General features: G+C 68.6%; 16 protein-coding genes and 1 pseudogene. 12 read left to right on the top strand and 5 right to left on the bottom strand.

Annotated features, from left to right (window positions below):
* Positions 1 to 127: 127 nt before the first annotated feature.
* The 5 genes from D7Y15_RS24660 (at position 128) to cglE (ending at position 8,566) form a co-directional block, all read left to right on the top strand.
* The gene (locus D7Y15_RS24660) at positions 128 to 3,784 is read left to right on the top strand and encodes a tetratricopeptide repeat protein (RefSeq protein WP_121754120.1); all 3,657 of its coding nucleotides are present in this window, start codon (positions 128 to 130) and stop codon (positions 3,782 to 3,784) included.
* Positions 3,781 to 5,238, top strand: a complete 1,458-nt coding sequence (locus tag D7Y15_RS24665) for a tetratricopeptide repeat protein (protein ID WP_121754121.1) — start codon at positions 3,781 to 3,783, stop codon at positions 5,236 to 5,238. The genes D7Y15_RS24660 and D7Y15_RS24665 overlap by 4 nt, the downstream gene beginning before the upstream one ends.
* Positions 5,239 to 5,397: 159 nt before the next feature.
* On the top strand, positions 5,398 to 5,682 hold the full coding sequence (locus D7Y15_RS24670) for a hypothetical protein (protein ID WP_014396056.1): 285 nt from the start codon (positions 5,398 to 5,400) through the stop codon (positions 5,680 to 5,682).
* Positions 5,683 to 5,738: 56 nt separating this feature from the next.
* Positions 5,739 to 7,802 carry a TonB family protein gene (locus tag D7Y15_RS24675; protein ID WP_121754122.1) on the top strand — a complete coding sequence of 688 codons (2,064 nt, stop codon included), beginning with the start codon at positions 5,739 to 5,741 and terminating at the stop codon, positions 7,800 to 7,802.
* A 164-nt stretch (positions 7,803 to 7,966) separates the two neighbouring features.
* A complete protein-coding gene (gene cglE, locus D7Y15_RS24680; protein WP_120580183.1) occupies positions 7,967 to 8,566 on the top strand; it encodes an adventurous gliding motility protein CglE in 600 nt (199 codons plus the stop codon).
* Here the strand turns inward: cglE and D7Y15_RS24685 are convergent.
* Positions 8,563 to 9,378 carry a DUF6597 domain-containing transcriptional factor gene (locus D7Y15_RS24685; protein WP_121754123.1) on the bottom strand — a complete coding sequence of 272 codons (816 nt, stop codon included), beginning with the start codon at positions 9,376 to 9,378 and terminating at the stop codon, positions 8,563 to 8,565. The genes cglE and D7Y15_RS24685 overlap by 4 nt on opposite strands.
* Positions 9,379 to 9,537: 159 nt before the next feature.
* Here D7Y15_RS24685 and D7Y15_RS24690 point away from each other — a divergent pair, with 159 nt between their 5' ends.
* Positions 9,538 to 10,344, top strand: a complete 807-nt coding sequence (locus D7Y15_RS24690; RefSeq protein WP_121754124.1) for a hypothetical protein — start codon at positions 9,538 to 9,540, stop codon at positions 10,342 to 10,344.
* An 80-nt stretch (positions 10,345 to 10,424) separates the two neighbouring features.
* On the opposite strand, the gene typA is transcribed toward D7Y15_RS24690, so the two are convergent.
* The 3 genes from typA to D7Y15_RS24705 all read right to left on the bottom strand — a co-directional run bounded on the left by typA (position 10,425) and on the right by D7Y15_RS24705 (position 14,951).
* Positions 10,425 to 12,275, bottom strand: a complete 1,851-nt coding sequence (typA, locus tag D7Y15_RS24695; RefSeq protein ID WP_121754125.1) for a translational GTPase TypA — start codon at positions 12,273 to 12,275, stop codon at positions 10,425 to 10,427.
* A gap of 166 nt (positions 12,276 to 12,441) precedes the next feature.
* Positions 12,442 to 13,365, bottom strand: a complete 924-nt coding sequence (locus D7Y15_RS24700; protein WP_121754126.1) for an alpha/beta fold hydrolase — start codon at positions 13,363 to 13,365, stop codon at positions 12,442 to 12,444.
* A complete protein-coding gene (locus D7Y15_RS24705) occupies positions 13,362 to 14,951 on the bottom strand; it encodes a sigma 54-interacting transcriptional regulator (RefSeq protein WP_121754127.1) in 1,590 nt (529 codons plus the stop codon). The genes D7Y15_RS24700 and D7Y15_RS24705 overlap by 4 nt, the downstream gene beginning before the upstream one ends.
* 113 nt (positions 14,952 to 15,064) lie before the next feature.
* Between D7Y15_RS24705 and D7Y15_RS24710 the strand changes: the two genes are divergently transcribed.
* From D7Y15_RS24710 to D7Y15_RS24735, 6 genes are all read left to right on the top strand, one after another.
* Entirely contained in the window at positions 15,065 to 16,060 is a 996-nt protein-coding gene (locus D7Y15_RS24710; protein ID WP_120580177.1) for a cation diffusion facilitator family transporter, read from the top strand.
* Positions 16,061 to 16,107: 47 nt separating this feature from the next.
* On the top strand, positions 16,108 to 17,151 hold the full coding sequence (locus D7Y15_RS24715) for a hypothetical protein (RefSeq protein WP_120580178.1): 1,044 nt from the start codon (positions 16,108 to 16,110) through the stop codon (positions 17,149 to 17,151).
* Between the two features lie 10 nt (positions 17,152 to 17,161).
* On the top strand, positions 17,162 to 17,719 hold the full coding sequence (gene rsmD / locus D7Y15_RS24720) for a 16S rRNA (guanine(966)-N(2))-methyltransferase RsmD (protein WP_121754128.1): 558 nt from the start codon (positions 17,162 to 17,164) through the stop codon (positions 17,717 to 17,719).
* A 47-nt stretch (positions 17,720 to 17,766) separates the two neighbouring features.
* Positions 17,767 to 18,249: a pantetheine-phosphate adenylyltransferase gene (coaD, locus tag D7Y15_RS24725; RefSeq protein ID WP_014396068.1), complete on the top strand. Its 483-nt coding sequence runs from the start codon at positions 17,767 to 17,769 to the stop codon at positions 18,247 to 18,249.
* Positions 18,250 to 18,318: 69 nt separating this feature from the next.
* Complete coding sequence (locus tag D7Y15_RS24730) at positions 18,319 to 19,512, top strand: pyridoxal phosphate-dependent aminotransferase (RefSeq protein ID WP_120580181.1); 1,194 nt, start codon at positions 18,319 to 18,321, stop codon at positions 19,510 to 19,512.
* 143 nt (positions 19,513 to 19,655) lie between these two features.
* The gene (locus D7Y15_RS24735) at positions 19,656 to 19,904 is read left to right on the top strand and encodes a carboxypeptidase regulatory-like domain-containing protein (protein WP_120580182.1); all 249 of its coding nucleotides are present in this window, start codon (positions 19,656 to 19,658) and stop codon (positions 19,902 to 19,904) included.
* A 147-nt stretch (positions 19,905 to 20,051) separates the two neighbouring features.
* Here D7Y15_RS24735 and D7Y15_RS24740 read toward each other — a convergent pair.
* Positions 20,052 to 20,519, bottom strand: a pseudogene (locus D7Y15_RS24740) (hypothetical protein); the annotation flags it as partial.

Genomic DNA, 20,519 nt, shown 5'->3' on the forward strand with positions numbered 1-20,519 from the left:
ACGCCGGGGCACAAGGCACGTTCCGGGCCACTTCTCAATCTGGGTACCCGCGTCTACTTTCCGTCGTCCCTCCCAATTGGGCAGAAGTTTTCCCAAGTAGGCGAGGCGCGGTTCTCCAGGAGCTCGCATGAAGGTGGTTCTTCGGTTCGGTGCACTGGCGGTGGGCGTCGCGCTCGCGGCTGGTGGGGTGGGGGAGGCGGCGGAGGAGACGGCACCGCCGCGGAAGGTGGCGACGAAGAAGTCCTCTTCGAAGGCAGCGGCCAGGAAGGCCGAGGCCGCGAGCAAGAAGGACAAGGAGGAGGCGAAGAAGGCGGAGCTGCCGCCCGGCGTGGCACCCCAGGACATGCGCAAGGGCCCGGCGCGGGTGAAGCCCGCCACGGCCAAGTTCGCGGACATGCCGCGCATCGCGGACTCCAAGAAGGACGCGCTCGCGGACAAGAAGCGCGACGAGGCCATTGAAGGCTTCAAGCGCCTCATCCCCAAGCTGCAGGAGACCTCCACGCAGAAGGCGGAGATGCAGTACCGCCTGTCGGAGCTCTACTGGGAGAAGTCCAAGTACCTCTACCAGCTGGAGATGGAGAAGTTCCTCACGGCGGAGAAGGCCTACGACGCCGCCGTGGCGCGCGGTGAGAAGGCGACCGCGCCGGAGCAGGACCACCGCGACTCCGAGCGCTACCGCGCGGAGACGATGCGCATCTACGAGGCCATCCTCAGCGAGTACCCGGACTACCCGGCCCGCGACGAGGTCCTCTTCTCCCTGGGCTACAACCTCTACGATCTCAACCGCCGCGCGGACGCGGTGGCGCGCTACGAGGAGCTGATCCGCGACTTCCCGAAGTCGCAGTTCGTCCCGGACGCGTACATCCAGCTGGGCAACCACTACTTCGAGAACAACAAGCTCGCGCCCGCGAAGGAGAACTACGAGAAGGCGCGCGCCTCTGGCGTTCCGAAGATCTACGCCTACGCCACCTACAAGCTGTCCTGGTGTGACTTCAACGCGGGCGACCTGGACGCGGGCCTGAAGAAGCTCCACGAGGTGGTGGACTACGCCAGCCAGCGTGGCGAGGAGCTGGGCGACCTGCGCACGGAGGCCCTCAACGACCTCACCGTCTTCTACGTCCAGCTGGATCAGCCGAAGGAGGCGCTCGCCTACTTCAAGCAGAAGGCTCCGGCCAGGCGCCAGGGCCGGCTGCTCGCGAAGACGGCCGCGGGCCTGGTGGACGCGGGCCACTTCGACAGCGCCATCCTGGTGTACCGCACGCTCATCGACGACTCGCCCATGGGCGCGAACGCGCCGGAGTACCAGCAGGCGGTGGTGCGTGCGTTCGAAGGCCTGCGCCAGCGCCAGCAGGTCCGCAAGGAGATGAAGCGGATGGTGGACCTCTACCGCCCGGGTGGCGAGTGGTGGACCTCCAACGCCAGCAACGCGGGCGTGCTGCGCAACGCCTTCAGCGTCACCGAAGAGGCCATGCGCGTGATGGTCACCGAGTACCACCAGGAGGCGCAGAAGACGCGCCAGGTGGAGACCTACCGGCTCGCGCGCGACATCTACAAGCAGTACGTGGACGCGTTCGCCTCCAGCGACAACCCGGAGTTCGTGGCGGACTCCGCCTTCAACATCCGCTTCTTCTACGCGGAAATCCTCTGGGCCCTGGAGGAGTGGGAGGCCGCCGCCGGTGAGTACGACGCCGTGGTGGCGTTCAAGATTCCGGACCGCGACTCCGCGAAGGAGGTCTCCAACGAGGCCTACCGCAAGAGCGCCTCGTACAACGCGGTGCTCGCGTACGACAAGCTGGTCAAGATTGAACGCGGCCAGCTCTCCAAGAGCGACCTGAAGGACGGCCAGAAGGTCGACGAGAAGAAGGACAAGGGCGACGTCGCCAAGCAGAAGCTGGTGAAGCGCGACGCCAAGGAGCAGGCCGAGCAGGCGCTCACGAAGTTCGAGGACCGGCTGGTCGCCGCGTGCGACACGTACAACAACCTCTACCCGGGCAACCAGGATGAGATCGACCTGCGCTACCAGGCGGCCGTCATCCTCTACGACCGCGCGCACTTCGTGGACGCGGCCCGCCGCTTCGGGGAGATCATCGAGAAGTTCCCGGAGGAGCGCCGCTCGCGCGACGCCGCGGACCTGACCATGTACGTGCTGGAGAGCCGCGAGGAGTGGCAGGAGCTCAACACGCTCTCGCGCAAGTTCCTGGGCAACAAGAAGCTGTCCAAGCCCGGTTCGGACTTCGCCCTGCGCGTCTCACGCGTGGTGGAGGGCAGCCAGTACAAGTACGTGGATGAGGTCGTCTACAAGAAGGAGAAGAACCCGGCGAAGGCCGCCGAGGAGTTCCTCACCTTCGTGACGGAGTTCCCCAAGTCGGAGAACGCGGACCGCGCGCTCACCTACGCGATGGTCATCGCGCAGGAGGCCGGTGAAGTCGACAAGGGCATCATCGCTGGCGAGCGCGTCCTCAAGGAGTACCCGAACAGCAGCTTCGAGCTGAAGACGCGCTACACGCTGTCCGGCCTCTACGAGAAGGTCGCCGAGTTCAAGAAGGCCGCGGCGATGTCCGAGTCCTTCGTGGCCGAGTACGACGCGGCGGTGAAGGCCCGCGAGACTCAGTCGAAGAAGGACAAGGACAAGAAGGCCAAGGCCACCACCGTCGCGAAGAAGGACGACACGCCGGGCGCAGTGGAGGACGTGGAGTCCAAGCGCGCGCAGAAGGCCGCCGAGCTCAAGGCGCAGGTGGACGCGGCGGGCGAGTGGGTGGCGGACGCGCTCTTCAACGCGGGCGTCTGGTACGACGGACTGGGCGAGTCCCAGAAGGCCGTCACCGCCTGGAACAACTACCTGGCGCGCTTCAAGGACCGCAAGGACGTGCCGCAGGTGGCCTTCTCCATTGGCCTCGTCTGGGAGAAGGAGAAGAAGTGGGGCGACGCGGCCCGCGCCTTCAACCGGTTCGTGGAGGACTACGGCCGCGACTCGCGCACCGCCGCGGGGCAGGCGTACCTGGCGCGGTACCACGAGCTGCTCTCGTACCAGAAGCTGAAGGACGTGCGCGGCCAGGAGAAGGCGCAGGACGAGCTGGTGCGCGGCTGGAACAAGCTCGCGGAGGGCGTGCGCAAGGACACCGCGGTGCTCAACGCGTACGGCCACGCGCGCTTCCTGGCGCTGGAGCCCACGTGGAAGCGCTTCTCGGACATCAAATTCACGCGCGTCTCCACCATCCGCCGCGACCTGACGAACAAGCAGAAGGAGATGCAGCGCGTGGAGAAGGAGTACGCGGCGGTGCTCGCCACGGGCTCCGGCGAGTGGGGCATCGCGGCGCTGACCCGCATCGGCCTCGCGTACGCGGACTTCGCTCGCAACATCATGGACTCGCCGGACCCCTCCGGTCTGGATGAAGAGCAGCTCAGCATGTACCGAAGCGAGCTGGAGAACCTGGCGCTTCCGCTGGAGGACAAGTCCAGCGAGGCCCTGGAGAAGGGTCTCCAGAAGGCCTACGAGCTGGGCATCTACAGCGAGTGGACCCTGGCCGCGCAGGATCAGATCAACCGCCTGCGCCCGGGTGCCTACGCCCAGGTGAGGCCGGTGACGTACCGGGGCAGCAGTGATTCGCGCATCGCCTCGGGCGTGCTGAAGGACCTCAACGGCCCCATCAGCGCCTCCGTGGAGCCGAAGCCCGCCGCGCCGGAAGCGGTGCCCGCCGAGGGCGCGAAGCCCGCCGCCACGCCGGAGGGCTCGGAGCCCGCGAAGTCCGAGCCCACCGCGTCGCTCGAGGGGGTGCGGCCGTGAAGACGAACCACAGCATCGACATCAGCAGCCAGTTGAAGGGGATGGGGACGACGGGGATGAACGGCTTTCGCACCAAGCGCATGTTCCTGGCGGGGGCCTTCGCCTTCGCCTTCACCACGGCCTGCGCCACGGGCCCCAAGCCCACGCCCGTCGCGATGAACGCGGTGGAGAAGCCCGCAGTCACGGTCCCCTCCGCCGCGCCTCCTTCCGCTCCGGCGGACAAGGGCGACGCGGACGGCCAGTTCGCGCAGGCCCTGAAGGCCTACGAGGCCGGGGACCTGGACGCCGCTCGCAAGGGCTTCGAGGCCGTCGTCTCCCACGAGCCCAAGGCGCTCAACGCGCGCTTCAACCTGGGCGTCATCGCGGAGAAGCAGGGCCGCCCCGCCGACGCCCGCGTGGCGTACGAGCAGGTGCTCGCCCTGAACCCGGCGCACACGCCGTCCGTGATGAACCTGGGGCTGATGCACCGGCACGCGGGCCAGCTGGACGAGGCCCTGTCGCTGTACATGAAGGCGCTCCAGACGCCGGGCCATGAACACGACGAGCCCGTGCTCAACGCGCTGGCCGCGACGTACCGGCTGGCGGGCAAGCTGGACGAGGCGGAGGTCACCGGCCGGCGCGTGCTCGCGCGCAGCAAGGACAACCCGGAGGCGTACAAGACGCTGGCGCTGGTGGCGTACGACCGGGGCCAGTACCGCCTGGCGGAGCTGCTGGTCATCAACGCGCGCAAGGTGGCGCAGGACGACCCGGCCATCTCCAACACGCTGGGGATGATCTACCTGAAGATGGACGACCGCCCGCGCGCCCTGGCCCAGTTCCAGAAGGCCGTGTCGCTGGATGACACCTTCGCGCCCGGCCACCTCAACCTGGGCGCCCTGGCGCTGAGCTACCGCGACTACGCGGGCGCGGAGAAGGCCTTCACCAAGGCCCTGTCCCTGGAGCCGGACGGCCTGGAGGGCCAGCTGTACCTGGCGTACGCGCTGGACGGGCAGAAGGGCCTGGATCCGAAGAAGGGCGTCGCCGCGGGCGAGGCGTTCGAGAAGGTGCTCGCGCGCTCCGCGGACAAGCCGGAGGCGGTGTGCGGCGCGGGCTGGGCGTACGCGACCGAGCGCGCGGCCTTCGAGAAGGCCATCGCGTTCCTGGACCGCTGCAAGGAGCTGTCGTCCACGACGGATCAGGACAAGCAGCTCATCACCGCCAAGGTGAACGGCCTGCAGAACATGCTCAAGAACCCGCCGCCCGCGCCGGCTCCGGCCGCCACCGCGGAGGCCGAGGGCGAGGCGAAGAAGGACGCCGCCGCCACCGGGGGCGCGGGCTCGTCCGTGATGAACCAGCTGCCCCAGGACACCAGCGCTCCCGAGCAGGAGGCTCCGGCGGAAGAGCCGGCTGCCCCCGCGTCCGACGATGCGTCCGGCAATGGACAGACGGCTCCGACGCCTGCTCCGGCGCCCTGAAGAAACAACAGTCGTCCCGGCGGGAGGGATGAGAACTTTCTTCCCGCCTTTAGCCGCCCAGGTGCAAGCGACCGGGCGGCTCCCTTAGAATCCAGGGACTTGGAGTTGGTGCGAGCCCTGCAATGGAATTCGCGAAGCGGGCCTCGGCGGAGACATCACATGAAACGACTGCTGGCAGCGATGGTGATGGTGGGGGGGCTGGGGGTGGCGGCTCCCGCCCTGGCGCAGGACAGCAAGGACTCGGTGAAGATCATCCAGGAGGAGGATCGCACCGTGTACCGCAAGAAGACGGTGATTGATTTCACGGATGTGGCGGTGGAGGGCGAGCTCACCAAGCCGGAGGGCTCCTACGTCCTCAACCGCAAGAAGACGGATTTCCAAAGCCTCATCAAGGTCCGGGAGAACTTCGACCCGGAGCTTCAGAAGTCGGCGGACAATCTCTAGACGACACAGGTGGCGTTGAACGTTTTCGGGACGGGAAGGGAAGAAGGAAGAACTTCATGGCGGCGGCGAGAAAAAACGGTTTGACGCTTCGGATCACCACCCCGGACGGCTCCATCCAGGAGACGGTTTCGGAGGCGGAGAGTGTCATCGTGGGGTCGGGCGCCCAGGCGGCGGTGAAGATTCAGGATCCGCGCGTGTCCAACCTCCACGTGATGCTGAAGGTGGACAACGATGGCTCCGTGACGGCCATCGACCTGGGCAGTGAAGGCGGCACCCAGGTGTCCGGGCAGAAGCTCATCATCCCCACGGCGCTCAAGCCCGGGGACGTGCTCACGGTGGGCACATCAAGGGTGGAGGTGCTCTTCGGTGAGGTGCCCCGGCCGGTGGCTCCGGCGGCGGCGGTGGCGCAGCCCGGCGTGTTCCAGCAGCGCCCGGTGATGCCCCCGGCGGCTCCGGTAGCGCCTCCGGTGGCCCACTCGGCTCCGGTGCCTCCCAACATGCGGCAGGCTCCGCCTCAGCGGCCCGCGATGAACGCGGCGCCCACGAACGTGGTGGGCACGGTGAGCACGCCGCGCTCCGCTCCGGCGGGCGCGCTGGGCACGCAGGTGTCCCAGCACGTGACGTCCACCCCGGTGTTCGCCCCTCCGCCGCCTCCGGTGGCGGCGCGCAAGGCCACGCCTCCCCAGGTGGCCGCGGCCCGCAAGCCGCAGCCTCCGCCGCACCTGCAGGAGCCGCTGCCCCGGGACGCGCAGCCGACTCCGGACGCGAAGGTGCTCCAGGTGTCCATGCTCTGGGGCGACCAGATGCTGGAGGTCCAGCACTTCAAGGACGGCGCGCCGGTCACCATTGGCGAGGGCGCGAAGAACACCTTCACCGTCTTCTCTCCGCAGGTGGGCAAGCGCCACGTGCTCGCGGTGAGCAAGGGCGACAAGCTGGAGCTGCGCGCTCCGGCGGGCTCTGGCGTCTTCGTCACCAACAACGGCGATGTCCGCACGAAGGACGCGCTGCGCGCCGCGGGCCAGCTCAACAACGCCGCGTCGGAGCAGGAGCAGCTCTTCACCCTGGGCCTGCATGACCGTGCGGAGGTGTCGCTGGGCACGGTGGCGTTCGTGATGCGCTACGTGAAGCCGTCGCCGGCCATCCTGGCGACGTCGCTTTCGGACCGCGACTTCGGCTTCTTCAAGATCGCCGCCATCTGCATCCTCGCGGCGGCGGCGTTCGTCACCGCCATGCTGCTGACGCCGCACACGGAGACGAAGTCCGCGGACGACGTCTTCGAGTCCCAGCAGCGCGTGGCCAAGTTCCTCATCACCCCGGAGAAGAAGGTGGAGGCGAAGAAGCTCCAGCTCTCCGGCGTGGAGGAGGGCGCCAAGGCCAAGGACGAAGAGGGCAAGTTCGGCAAGGAGGAGGCGAAGCAGGAGGAGGCCGCGCCCTCCAAGCCGGGTACCCAGGTGGTGGACAAGTCCAAGAAGGAGAAGGACCGCCAGGTGGTGGGCAAGGTGGGTCTCCTCGGCGCGCTCAAGGGCATGAAGGGTGGCGCTTCCGACGTGTTCGGTCCGGGCGGCATCGGCACGGGCATCAACAACTCGCTGGGCGGCCTCAAGGGCGGCGCGGCCATGGGTGACGCGCACGGCGTGGGCGGCATGGGTTCGCGCGGCACGGGCAACGGCGGTGGCGGCACGGCGCTGGGCATCGGCGGCCTGGGCACCCAGGGCAATGGCCGGGGCACGGGCGGATCCGGCGGCATCGACCTGGGCGGCCGTGGCAAGTCCGTCACCAAGGTCATCCCTGGCAAGACGACGGTGATTGGCGGCCTGGACAAGGACGTCATCGCCAAGGTCATCCGGCGGCACCAGAATGAGATCAAGTACTGCTACGAGTCGGAGCTGAACAAGAACCCGTCGCTGGCCGGCAAGGTCGCGGTGGCCTTCACCATCGACCCGGCGGGCGCGGTGGCGGACGCCAGCGTGTCCGAGTCCACGCTGGGCAGCTCTCCCGCGGAGCAGTGCATGATCTCCCGCATCCGCCGCTGGAAGTTCCCGGAGCCCAAGGGCGGCGGCGTGGTGAACGTGACGTACCCCTGGCTGTTCTCGCCCTCGGGTGCGGACGCCGCTGAGTAGTCCGGGGCGCACTTCGTAGACTGGAAGACCGAAATGGCGTGGACGAAACGGTCCACGCCATTTTCGTTTTTCCCCGCTGCCGTTTCGTGCCGGGCGTCACTACTGTCCGTGCCACTGCTGCCAGGCGTGCGAGGGAGCAGGAGGACAACGTGACGGGAGGAGTCGTGAGGAAGTCGCTGCTGTTGGCCGCGCTCGCGCTGGCGACGCCGGCCCTGGGGGCCACGCCGCCGGAGGGCGTGCCGTTCGAGCCGCGCCGGGGGTTCTTCACCGAGACCGACGTCGGGGTGTTCTTCACGGTGGGCGGCGAGAACAGCTACTCCAACGCGCAGTCGTACGTGCAGTTGGGCATTGGCTATGACTTGACGGAGCGGCTGTCGTTGGGCGCCCACTTCGCGCTGGGCTCCTCCGCGCAGAACTGCTTCGCGGGCTACCTGCCGGACTCCAACGTCTGCGCCCTGTCCGACAACTTCACCGTGGCCTTCGGCGACCTGACGGCCGCGTACCACGTGCGGCTGGCCAACCGCTTCTACCTGACGCCCAAGGTGGCGGCGGGCTACACGCGGTTGGACCCGACGCCGGTGGATCCGGACCAGGGCGACCCGGGCCGCTCCATCAACGCCTTCAACGCGGGCCTGGGCGTGGGCGTGGAGTACGCCACGTCCTTCGACCACTTCTCCGTGGGCGCGGATCTGCTCGGGCGCTACATCTTCGGGCCCAACATCATGACGTTCGCGGTGTTCCCGCGCGTGAAGTACACGTTCTAGCGCGCCGCCTGCCGGGCGTATCCGGCGGGTGTGCAGCCCACGATGTGCCGGAAGTCGCGGATGAAGTGGGCCTGATCGAAGTAGCCCAGTTCCAGCGCCAGCCGCGCCAGCTCTGGAGGTGGCGTTTCGCGCAGCCGCTCCGCGGCTTCATGCAGGCGGTAGCGCTGGATGACCCACTTGGGATTCACGCCCACGTAGCGGTTGAACAGCCGCTGCAGCGTGCGCAGGCCCGGGCCTCCGGGCGTGAGCAGGTCCTCCACCTTCGTCACCGCGCGGTCCTCCAGGATGCGCGTGACGAGCCCCTGCACGAGCGCCACGTTCGGATCCGGCGCGGGCATGCGGGCCCGCAGGAACGCCTCCGCCAGGGCGATGCGCTCGCGGTCCGCGTCTCGCGCGACGTCGGTGGCGAGGATGGCCGCCTCCAGTTCCAGCGCCTCCGGGCCCAGCAACGCACCGGGTGAAGCGGTTCGTCGCGTGAGGGCGGACACGGGCGTCCCCACGAAGGGGAAGAAGCCACCGGGCCGGAACTTGATGCTGAACACGCCGCCCAGCCCCTCCAGCGTGATGGAGAAGCGGCCCGGGTGCGGGCCTCCCACGCGCGACGTGCCGTCCTGGAAGGCCCAGTGCACGGAGGGGTGGCTGAGGCTCTGCTGGAGGTAGGGCGGCTGTCCGCGCAGGTCCCATCGCACGGCCCAGAAGTGCTCGACCCACGGGCGCAGGTCCTCCGCGGGCAGGACGCGGACGTGCTCGAAGTGCCGGGGATCCGGGCGGGGATACAGCAGGCCCCGAGGCTTGCCCGCGTTCGACTCCACCCGCCTTGCCGCCTCCTCGAGGACGTGCGTGTCCTGGCGCGCTTCTACTACCGCTTCGACCGACGCCGGACAGGTGCCCCGGCCTGGCGGGCGGATTCAGCTCCGTCGCTCGTGTGCTCACCCTGAAAGTCACCCTCGCGGTTCTTTCCAGGTAATCACATGACCCCCGTTCTCCGTTCCCATGCGCGTGTGTGGGTGCTGGTGCTGTCGTTGCTGTCCGTCCCCGCGCTCGCGCAGGGCATCCCGAACCTGCCGTCCGCGGAGGAGTGCTGGGGCCAGTCGCCGGACGCGGACCACGACGGCGTGAGCGACAGCTGCGAGCTCCAGGTGGCCGCGGCCTTCATGCCCACGCTGTGGATTGCCCAGGGGGAGAAGGGCGTGGCGCGCCGGCCGTACTTCGCGGCGCGGCCGTTGAACTCCGCCCTGCGCACGCTGCGCATCTTCTACCTGGCCGCGTACTACGAGGACCACGGCATCCCCAGCCTGGGCATCTTCAACGTCTTCGCCCACGACGGGGACTCCGAGTTCCAGGTGCTGGACGTGCACTACTCCGACGGCCGCTGGTACCTGGACCAGGCCTTCCTGGCCGCGCACCTGGAGACGGCGTGCGACGCGTCAGGCTGGTACGGCTACGCGCAGCTCGAGTACGCGGGGGCGTACCGGGGCGCGCCGCGCATCTACGTGGCTGGGAACAAGCATGGCTCGTACAACTCGAAGGCCACCTGTGACCGGGGCTGCTACTTCACCGACAGCTGCTCCCAGGGCCGGCAGGAGGCGCTGGATCCCGGCAACCAGCTCGCGGGCCGCAACGTGGGCTCCATCAGCCTCCCGTTGATCAACGCCGTCACCGTCAATGGCCAGACAGAGCGGCTTTGGGACGACGTGGAGTTCAAGGGCTGGGACGACCAGGGGAACAGGAGCAACTCGACGCCGTACCGCGCGCGGCTCGTCCGCTTCGGCTTCTGACGCCGGAACGAAGAAGGGGCCGCCACCCGCGTGTGCGCAGGTGACGGCCCCTGGAAGCTTCAGGCGCTTCCGCGGAAGGACTACTCCGCGTCGGCGCGCTCTTCGCGCTTGCGCTCGCGCTCGGCGCGGTAGCGCTCGCCCACGGCCAGCGCCTTCTTGCGCATGCGGATGGACTTGGGCGTCACCTCGACGAGCTCGTCGTCGGCAATCCACTCCAGGGCCTTCTCCAGCCCCATCTCGCGCGGCGGGACGAGGATGACGTTCTCGTCGCGGCCGGCGGCGCGGATGTTGGTGAGCTTCTTCTCGCGGCAGCAGTTGACGTTGAGCTCGGACGGGTGCGCGTTCTCGCCGATGATCATCCCCTCGTACACGGTGGTGCCCGCGCCGATGAAGAGCTGGCCGCGCTCCTGGATGCTGAACAGCGCGTACGGGACCGTGTCGCCCAGGCGGTCGGAGACCATGGCGCCGTTGGCGCGCTTCGGGATGTAGCCGAACCACGGCTCGAAGCCGTCGAACTGGCTGCTCATGATGCCCTCACCGCGCGTGATGGTGAGGAACTCCGAGCGGAACCCGATGAGGCCGCGCGCGGGGATGCGGAACTGGAGGCGGGTGCGGCCCGAGCCCAGCTGCTGCATGTCCGTCATGCGGCCCTTGCGGGGCCCCAGGCGCTCCGTCACCACGCCCACGCTGTTCTCCGGCACGTCGGCGAAGAGCAGCTCCATGGGCTCGTGGAGCTGACCGTCCACCGTCTTGGTGATGGGCTCCGGGTTGGAGGCCGTGAGCTCGTAGCCCTCGCGGCGCATGTTCTCGATGATGACCGCCAGCGCCAGTTCGCCACGGCCCACCACGCGGAACGCGTCCGGCGTCGCGGTGTCCTCCACGCGCACGGCCACGTTGCGGTAGGCCTCGCGGTACAGGCGCTCGCGCAGGTTGCGGGAGGTGACGTACTTGCCCTCCTTGCCCGCCAGCGGCCCGTCGTTGACCTTGAAGATCATCATCATCGTGGGCTCGTCCACGGTGATGCGCGGCAGCGCCACGGGCTTCTCGAAGTCCGCGATGGTGTCGCCGATGCTGATTTCCTCGATGCCCGCGATGGAGACGATCTCACCCGGGCCCGCGTCCGGGATCTCCTGGCGCTTCAGGCCGGAGAAGCCGAACAGCTTGACGATCTTGCCCTGCTGCACCTTGCCGCCCTCGCGGACGACGGACACGGGCATGTTCGGGGTGATGCGGCCCGCCTGCACGCGACCCACCGCCAGACGGCCGACGTAGTCGTCGTAGTCCAGGTTGGCGACGAGCAGCTGCAGCGTCGTCTGCTCCGCCGGGGGCGGGGGCGGGGGCGGGATGTGCTTGATGATGGCGTCGTACAGCGGCTCCAGCGTCTTGCCCGGCACGTCCAGCGACGTGGAGGCCTGACCCTGGCGGGCGACGGTGTAGAGGACGGGCATCTCCAGCTGCTCTTCGTTCGCGCCCAGGTCGATGTAGAGCGAGTACACCAGGTCCAGCACTTCCTTGGCCCGGGCGTCCTGACGGTCGATCTTGTTGATGACCAGCACGGTCTTCAGGCCCATGGCCAGCGCCTTGGTGAGCACGAAGCGCGTCTGGGGCAGGGGACCTTCGGCGGCGTCCACCAGCAGGATGACGCCATCGACCAGGCGCAGACCGCGCTCCACTTCGCCACCGAAGTCGGCGTGGCCCGGCGTGTCGATGATGTTGATCTGCATCCCCTTGTAGGAGACGGCAGTGTTCTTCGCGAGGATGGTGATGCCCTTCTCGCGCTCGAGGTCGTTCGAGTCCATGACCCGCTCGGCCACGTGCTCATTGGAGCGGAAGGTCCCCGCCTGCCGGAGCAGGTGGTCGACGAGGGTGGTCTTGCCGTGGTCGACGTGGGCGACAATGGCGACGTTGCGAATGTTTTCGCGAGAGATCATCAGGACCAACTAACGGAAATGAAGGTGCGAGGAGAGACGCCCAGAACGGGGTTTCTCAATCCCACCGGAACCCGGAAGGCGGGGGCTTATATGCCGGGGGCTTCCCACCTGCAATGAAGGCGGGTGTCCAGCAGGCAAACAATCAGCCCCCCTGCCTGCTAGGCGCTTATCCCACCTTTGGCGGAATTTCCGCGGTCTCCACTCCCAGCCGCTCCCTCAGGAAGCGCTCCACCCGCAGCTCCACCAAGCCTGGAACTTCCAGTGGGGCGGTATGGGTGCCCTCGGAAATCATCAGGAGCTCAGAGGAGGGGATGCGCTGGGCCATCTTCCGGGACAGCCAGCCGGGGGTGAAGCGGTCCTTCTCCCCGGCGACCACCAGGGTGGGCACGTCCACGTGGTCCAGGTGGTCCTCGGCGGTGTGGTTCGCCAGAGAATCCAGGGTTCGCACGAAGACGACGGGGTCCATGCGTGCCAGATGCGTGAAGTAGGGGGCCAGGTCGTTGCGGGCGATGAGGTCCGGGTTCATCTCCAGGCGGATGGCCAGTTGCACCACCAATTCCGTGGTGAGCGCCCCGTGCACGATGCGCGCGGTGTGCCGGGGGAAGCGCTCCACCGCGGCCCTCAAGGTGGGGAAGAGGCGCTTGAGCATCGTGGAGTCATGGAAGGTGTCCAGCGGCAGGCCGTAGCTGCCGCACACCAGCACCAGCCCCTCCACGCGCCGGGCGTAGCGGCGATGGAACTCCAGCGCCACCTGCACGCCCATGGAGTGGCCGAAGAGGACGGCCTTGTCCATGCCCGCCGCGTCCATCACCCGCGCCAGGTCGTCGCAGGTGTACGCCATGCCGATGCGCGTGCGGTCCGTGGGGACGGTGCTCTTGCCGTGGCCCCGGTAGTGCCAGCGCAGCACGCGGTGGCGCCGGCCCAGGTAGGGCAGCAGGTACTTCCAGGCGAAGCCGTCACAGCCCAGGCCGTCGCACAGGACCATGCCCGGGGCCCCGTCCCCCCGCACCTGGTAGTACAGGTCCGCGCCGTCCGGCACCCGCAGCGAGTCCTGCCGGAAGGAGACCGCCTGTCCGTGGGGTGCGCTCACGCCTCCACCTCTTCCGTGTCCAGCCCCTCGGGGATGCCCTTGTCCAGCCCGTAGCGGGAGATTTTCAAGAGCAGGTTGGAGCGGCTGATGCCCAGCTCGCGCGACAGCCGGCTCTTGTTGTAGCGGGTGCGCACCAGGCCCTGGTGGATCATCTCCTTCTCCAGGGACTCCACCGCCTCGTGCAGCTTGCCGTGCGCGCGCGGGGCGATGAAGGGCCCGCCGCCGGGGACGACGGCGTCTCGGATGCGGCTGGAGAGCAGGTCCGCGGGGATGACCTCCAGCTCGCCTCCCAGCACCAGCAGCCGCTCGATTTCGTTCTCCAGCTCGCGGATGTTCCCTGGCCACGCGTACGCGCCCAGGATGCCCAGGGCCTCCGGCGCCAGGCCCCGCGCGCGCTGGCCCTCGCGGTGGTGCTTGCGCAGGAAATGGTCGATGAGGACGGGCAGGTCGTCCTTGCGCTCGCGCAGGGGCGGCAGCTGCAGGCGGATGACGTTGATGCGGTAGAAGAGGTCCTCGCGGAACTCGCCGCGCTTCACCATCTCGCCCAGGTCCTTGTGGGTGGCGGCGATGACGCGCACGTCGACCTCGCGGGAATGGGTGCCGCCCACCGGCAGGAAGGTGCCCTCCTGGAGCACGCGCAGGAGCTTCACCTGGAGGGCGGCGGACATGTCGCCCACCTCGTCCAGGAAGAAGGTGCCCTGGTCCGCGACCTCGAAGAGGCCCTTCTTGTCCTTGAGCGCGCCGGTGAAGGAGCCCCGGGTGTGACCAAAGAGGGCGCTCTCCAGCAGGTTGTCGTTGAAGGCGGAGCAGTTCTGCACGACGAACGGCTTGTCCTTGCGCGGGCCGTTGTGGTGGATGGCGCGCGCCACCAGCTCCTTGCCCGTGCCGGACTCGCCGTTGATGAGGACGGTGGAGTCGGAGTGGGCCACCTTCTCCATCAGGCGGAACACTTCGTTCATGGCCCCGGAGCGGCCGATGATCTTCTCGAAGCGGTAGCGGTTGGACAGCTCGGAGGCCATGGACTGGATGGTCTCCTCCTTGCGCGTGAGCTCCACCTCCTGGTTGGCGATCTCCGTGACCGCGAACTCCAAGAGGTCCGACAGCTTGCTCAGCTCCGAGCCGTCCAGCACCGGCACGCGCTCCGCCGCGCCCTCCAGCTCCAGCATCGCCCCGGGCGCGATGTCGCGCATCTTGCCCAGGAGCACCTGTCCGTCTCCGGGCATGAGCGGCTGCCGGGCGAAGCCCTCCACGAAGAGGAAGCCCTCGTACTCGTTGCGGATGTAGAGCGGCGCGCCCACGATGGACAGGCGCAGGTGGCAGTCGTGGAAGAGCGAGCGGCGCAGGTTCTTGGCGGCCTTGAACTTCTCATGCAGCACCCGCACCGACTGGGCACACCGCCGCATCCCCTCCCGCGCCCCCAGCGAGTGGCGGCAGAAGTCGTTGGGCGGCGGGATGAAATCCCCGCGCTGCCAGTCGTGCACCAGGCCGTTGCGATCCGCGAACGAAAGCTCCACCTGCCACCACTTGCGGATGACATCCCTCAACATGACAATGGTGTGCAGATTCTGATGCTTCTCGAAGTCCATCCCCGCGTCCCTCGGCCTGTTGCGGATCAGGACAACGGATCTACGGGGTTGTCCGAAATCAATCCAGCGGCACCTGTCCGAATGAAGGCGCTGTTGGCGTACCCTGGTTCCCTGTGAGCGCACCCCCACATACACACGGCAGGGCCGGGCACGGTCATTCGCACGACCACGACCATGACCACTCGCATCATGGGCATTCGCACGGTCATTCGCACGGTCCCCGCAAGGGCGGGCTGGCGGAGGAGCGGCGCAAGGACCGGCGGCGGCTGCTGTTCGCGCTGGGGTTGACTGCGACCATCATGGTGGCGGAGGCGGTGGGCGGCTTCCTCACCAACTCGCTGGCGCTGCTCTCCGACGCCGGGCACATGCTGACGGACGTGTCGGCCATGGTCCTGAGCCTGCTGGCGCTCTGGTTCGCCGGGCGGCCCGCGGACCTGAAGAAGACCTACGGCTACTACCGGATGGAGATCTTGAGCGCGCTCCTCAACGGGGTGCTGCTGCTGGTCATCACCATCTTCATCCTGATGGAGGCCTGGCAGCGCATGCGCACGCCCGCTCCGGTGGAGTTGGGGCCCATGGCGCTGGTGGCGGGCATCGGCCTGGTGGCGAACCTGGCGGCGCTGGGCTTCCTGCACCAGACGCACTCCATGAACGTGCGCGGTGCGTTCCTGCACGTGCTGGGGGACACGCTGTCCTCGGTGGGCGTGCTGATTGGCGCGGGCGTGATGTGGTGGACCGGCTGGTACGTGGTGGACCCCATCATCTCCGTGCTGATTTCGATGATCATCGTCGTGGGCGCGCTGCGGCTGGTGAAGGACGCGGTGGACGTGCTCCTGGAGGCGGTGCCCGCGCACGTGGACCTGGAGCAGGTGCGCGACCTCATGGGAAAGGTGCCGGGCGTGCAGGCGGTGCACGACCTGCACGTGTGGACCATCTCCAGCGGGATGTACGCGCTGTCCGCGCACCTGGTGGTGGCGGACCCCATGGTCTGCAACAACGACGACATCCTGTCCGCGGTGAAGCACGACCTCTTCGACCGCTTCGGCATCGACCACACGACCATCCAGATTGAGAGCCAGTCCTACGCCCACCTGGGCGAAGTGCACTGACTCACGCTTGCGAAAGGCGCGCGGGGAGGGAATCCTCGCGGGCCTCTATGAGCGTGCTGGACAAGGTGTTGTCGCTGCGGCCGGGCAACGTGGTGGCGCGGGTGGGCCCGGGCTCCCGGGTACCCCTGTTGGATCCACGAGAGTTGCTTGCGGCGCTGGAATCCACGCCCATGGCGCTGCCGTGCCTGCCGGTGCTGTCCAAGGGCGCGCTGCCGGGCCTGTTGGGCGCGGCCCGCGCGGAGGACTCGGTGCTGGGCCTCTCCTGCCCGCACCCCCTGGCGGACCGGGGCGCGCCGGAGCGCTTCGTAAGGGCGGTGCACGCGGCGGCCCAGGAGGCCGAGCACACCCGGCCCCTGTTCCTCCAGGCCGGTCCCCTCCGAGTCACTTCCACGGACGCGGACGTGCTGGACGCGCTCCAGGACGGCATCTTCCGCGTGGTGGACGCGGGCTTCGCGCTGGTGTCGCTGGACCTGTCGCGCCTCACCTCCTACGAGGCCGTGGAGGCGGTGAACGCGCTGGTGGGCCCGCTCAAGGAGCGCGAGCTGTCGCTGGAGGTGTCTCCGCCCCAGCTGTCCTCCGGCGGGCTGGTGGACGCGTGCGCGACGCTGCTGGAGGGGCTGGCGCAGTGGCAGGTCCCGCTGCGCTTCCTGCGCGTGTCGGACGCCCAGCTGGGAGAGGGCGAGCTGGACGTGGAGCTGCTGCGGCAGGTGGTGGAGACGGCCGCGGGGAAGGGCGTGTCGGTGTCGGTGGCGGAGGCCTCCACGGGGCCCGCGCGGGGGCTGTCCAGCTACGTGGCCGTGGGTGTGCGCAAGGTGGACCAGGGAGGGCCCTTCGGTCCGCTGGCCCTGCGCGCCTGGCCTCCAGAGGTCCGCGAGGCGGTGGTGGCGCGGGCCCAGGCGGCGGGCATGCCGGCCGGGGAGCTGCTCTCCGTGCTGGAGGAGGGGCTGCCGCCCCTGACGCCCTCGGCCCGGGAGACGCTGGAGGCGCTGTCCTTCGCGGAGGCCACGGAGGCCCTGGTGGCGCTGGGGGCGCACCGGTCCGCTTCGGTGGCCATGGCGTTCCTCGCGAAGCCGGGCGGGGACCTGGGCTAGAAGGGCGCGCATGCGCATCGTTGCAGGCAGCGCGAAGGGTCGGGCCCTGACGGGGCCCAAGCCGTCGTCCGGACACATCCGCCCCACGGCGGACCGGGTCCGGGAAACCATCTTCAACATGCTGGGCCAGTTCCTGGACGGCCAGGCCGTGCTGGACCTGTACGCGGGGACCGGCGCCCTGGGGCTGGAGGCCCTGTCGCGGGGCGCGGGCCGGCTGGTGCTGGTGGACCAGGACCGCGAGGCCCTGGCCCTGTGCCGGAAGAACACCGACGCGCTGGGCTTCGCCGCCCAGGTGTCCATCCTGGCGCAGCCCGTGGTCCGCGCGCTGGAGACGTTGGGCAAGCAGGGGGCCAGGTTCGACCTCGTCTTCGCGGATCCACCCTACGCGGCGCGCGTGGTGGAGACGGTGCTGGAGGCGGTGGTGGCCGCGGGCGTGGTGACGCCGGGCGGCACGGTGATGGTGGAGCACGACAAGCGGGAAGCGGCCCCGGAGGCCCACTCGGGGCTCGCCCTGGAGGACCAGCGCCGCTTCGGGGACACCCTGGTGAGCTTCTACCGGGCCCCGTGACGTGCGCTTGACCGGCCCCGTGGGCCCGCCGAGACTTCAACGCACCCATGCCGGTCGCCATCTATCCTGGTTCGTTCGATCCGCTCACCAACGGGCACCTGAGCCTCATCCAGCGCAGCCTGAAGATGTTCGACCGGCTCATCGTCGCCATCGCGGTGAACCCGAAGAAGACGCCCCTCTTCAGCCAGGAGGAGCGCATCGAGCTCATCCGTGAAGCGGTGAACGACCCCCGCGTGGAGGTGGACGCCTTCCACGGCCTGCTGGTGGACTACGTGCACCAGCGCAACGTGAGCGTCGTCATCCGCGGGCTGCGCGCGGTGTCGGACTTCGAATACGAGTTCCAACTGGCGAACATGAACCGCAAGCTGGCACCGGACATCGACACCGTCTTCATGATGACGGGTGAGGACTACTTCTACATCTCCTCGCAGCTGGTCCGGGAGGTCGCGACCTTCGGGGGGAACGTGGATGGGCTCGTTCCCCCGAACGTCAACGCGGGGCTGAAGAAGAAGTTCGGCCCGAAACCGTAGCGGCAGGCGGGCGACGCAGGACGTCCGGGAGGCTTGTCCGCTTCGGACGTTCCGCGCTAGGCAGGACGCATGAAACTCGCCCGCCGGCTGCAAGCCATCAAGCCCTCCGCCACCCTGGCCCTCAACGCCCGCGCCAAGGCGCTCGCGGCGAGTGGGAAGGACGTGGTGGTGCTCGCCGCCGGTGAGCCGGACTTCGACACGCCGGAGTTCGTGAAGCAGGCGGCCATCGACGCGCTCCGCACGGGCTTCACCAAGTACACCGCCACCGCGGGCATGCCGGAGCTGCGCGAGGCCGTCTGCCGCAAGCTGGAGAAGGACAACGGCCTGAAGTACGCGGTGGATCAGGTGGTGGTGACGGCGGGCGGCAAGCAGTCGCTCTACAACTGCTTCCAGGCGCTGCTGGACGAAGGCGACGAGGTCATCATCTTCGCGCCGTACTGGGTGAGCTACCCGGACATGGTGCACCTGGCGGGCGGCACGCCGGTCATCGTCCCCACGCGCGAGGAGGACGGCTACGCGCCGGACCCCGCCGCCATCAAGAAGGCGCTCACCCCGCGCACGCGCGCCATCGTGCTCAACAGCCCGGCCAACCCCACGGGCGCGGTGTACTCGCGCGCCACGCTGGAGGGCATCGCCGACGCGGTGCGCGGCCATGACTGCATCATCGTCACCGACGACATGTACGAGAAGCTCCTCTACACGGGGGAGCCGTTCCTCAACCTGGGCAACGTGGCGCCGGACCTGGTGCCCCGGCTGCTGCTGTCCAACGGCCTGTCCAAGTCCCACGCGATGACGGGTTGGCGGCTGGGCTACGCGGCGGGCCCCAAGGCGCTCATCACCGGCATGCAGCTGGTGCAGGACCAGTCCACCTCCAACGCGTCCTCCATCACGCAGAAGGCGGCGCTGGCGGCGCTCAACGGCCCCACGGACACCATCACCGCCATGGTGAACGAGTACCGCGAGCGCCGGGACTTGTTCGTCGCGGGACTCAACGCCATCCCCGGCATCCGCTGCCGGCTGCCGGAAGGCGCCTTCTACGCGATGGCGGACGTGCGGGGCCTGCTGGGCAAGACGTACAAGGGCAAGCCGCTGACGGACTCGCTCCAGCTCTCCGAGGCGCTGCTCAACGACTTCCTCGTGGCGGCGGTGCCGGGAGATCCGTTCGGTGCGCCGGGCTACATCCGCATGAGCTTCGTCACCTCGCGCGAGGTGCTGCAGAAGGGCCTGACGCGCCTGCGGGATTTTGTCGCGGCGCTGGGTTGAGGTGAAGAGGCGGTCTGGGACAGTGAATTCCCAGGCCGCTTCGTCGTCTGGAAAGCCACCGGACGCACCGACGAGCCCCCACGCGGGCCAGGTGCGGAAGGCCTCGCGCCGGCCGGAGCGCGCTTTCCCTGAAGAACCCACCCATGATGACCCTGAAGACTCGAAGCAGCGTGCTCTGCGCGCTGTTGATGGCCGTTGTGTTGTCCGCGTGCGATCCCGACGCCGGGTCCTCCAAGGATCCGGCTGACCAGGAGCCCCGGCCCGGGCGGGTGACGGGCGTCGTGTTGACGGAGCAGGGCGAACCGCTCAAGGACTTCGAAGTCACCCTCATGGAGACCGACAAGACGGTCATCTCCGACGCGCAGGGCAAGTTCACCTTCGAGTCGCCATGATTGAAGCCGAGCGCGATGGCTTCAAGACCGCGTCCGAAATCCTGATCGTGGTCCAGGACCCGGATCCCGTGACCATCACCCTGCAGCCGGCGCCTTGACGAAAGCAGCGGGGCGCCCGGGAGTAACGCCGGGCGCTCCTTGGCGTCTTCAGTCCGTGTACGCGAAGGCGTGCCAGCTCAGGTCCGGGCTGCCGCGGAAGAGGAAGATGGCCGCGTGGCCGGAGAGGTTGCCCACCGCGGCCCAGGTGTCCTTGAGCGCGCGCGGATCCAGGCCCAGGCGCGCGGGCGGCTTGCCGTACTTCTTCTCCATCTCCGCGATGGGCAGCACTTCGATGTCGTAGAGGGTGACCAGGTCCGTGCGGCGCGAGCGCAGCTGCTTCACCCATGCCTGCACCAGCTCGTCGGGCGTGTTGAAGCGCTTGTCCTCCAGCTGGAACGGGAAGATCAGCTCCGTGGACGCGTTGCGCACATCCCCCGTCAGCAGGCTCTGGAAGAGGAAGCGCGCCTCGTTGTGGATCACCGAACGGGCGATGCCCTCGGGGGACAGGTCCTCTTCGGTGGGGCGCGCGGCTTCGCGACCCGGGGCCAACTGGACGGTGCCCGCGGAGGAGGGGGT

The organism is Corallococcus sp. AB030 (genome assembly GCF_003668965.1).
In the GTDB taxonomy this organism is placed as follows: domain Bacteria; phylum Myxococcota; class Myxococcia; order Myxococcales; family Myxococcaceae; genus Corallococcus; species Corallococcus exiguus.

Coding starts and splice junctions, on each gene's coding strand:
- D7Y15_RS24660 (WP_121754120.1), top strand. CDS start 128: ATGAAGGTGGTTCTTCGGTTCGGTGCACTGGCGGTGGGCGTCGCGCTC.
- D7Y15_RS24670 (WP_014396056.1), top strand. CDS start 5,398: ATGAAACGACTGCTGGCAGCGATGGTGATGGTGGGGGGGCTGGGGGTG.
- D7Y15_RS24675 (WP_121754122.1), top strand. CDS start 5,739: ATGGCGGCGGCGAGAAAAAACGGTTTGACGCTTCGGATCACCACCCCG.
- D7Y15_RS24690 (WP_121754124.1), top strand. CDS start 9,538: ATGACCCCCGTTCTCCGTTCCCATGCGCGTGTGTGGGTGCTGGTGCTG.
- typA (WP_121754125.1), bottom strand. CDS start 12,275: ATGATCTCTCGCGAAAACATTCGCAACGTCGCCATTGTCGCCCACGTC.
- D7Y15_RS24705 (WP_121754127.1), bottom strand. CDS start 14,951: ATGGACTTCGAGAAGCATCAGAATCTGCACACCATTGTCATGTTGAGG.
- D7Y15_RS24715 (WP_120580178.1), top strand. CDS start 16,108: ATGAGCGTGCTGGACAAGGTGTTGTCGCTGCGGCCGGGCAACGTGGTG.
- rsmD (WP_121754128.1), top strand. CDS start 17,162: ATGCGCATCGTTGCAGGCAGCGCGAAGGGTCGGGCCCTGACGGGGCCC.
- coaD (WP_014396068.1), top strand. CDS start 17,767: ATGCCGGTCGCCATCTATCCTGGTTCGTTCGATCCGCTCACCAACGGG.
- D7Y15_RS24730 (WP_120580181.1), top strand. CDS start 18,319: ATGAAACTCGCCCGCCGGCTGCAAGCCATCAAGCCCTCCGCCACCCTG.
- D7Y15_RS24735 (WP_120580182.1), top strand. CDS start 19,656: ATGATGACCCTGAAGACTCGAAGCAGCGTGCTCTGCGCGCTGTTGATG.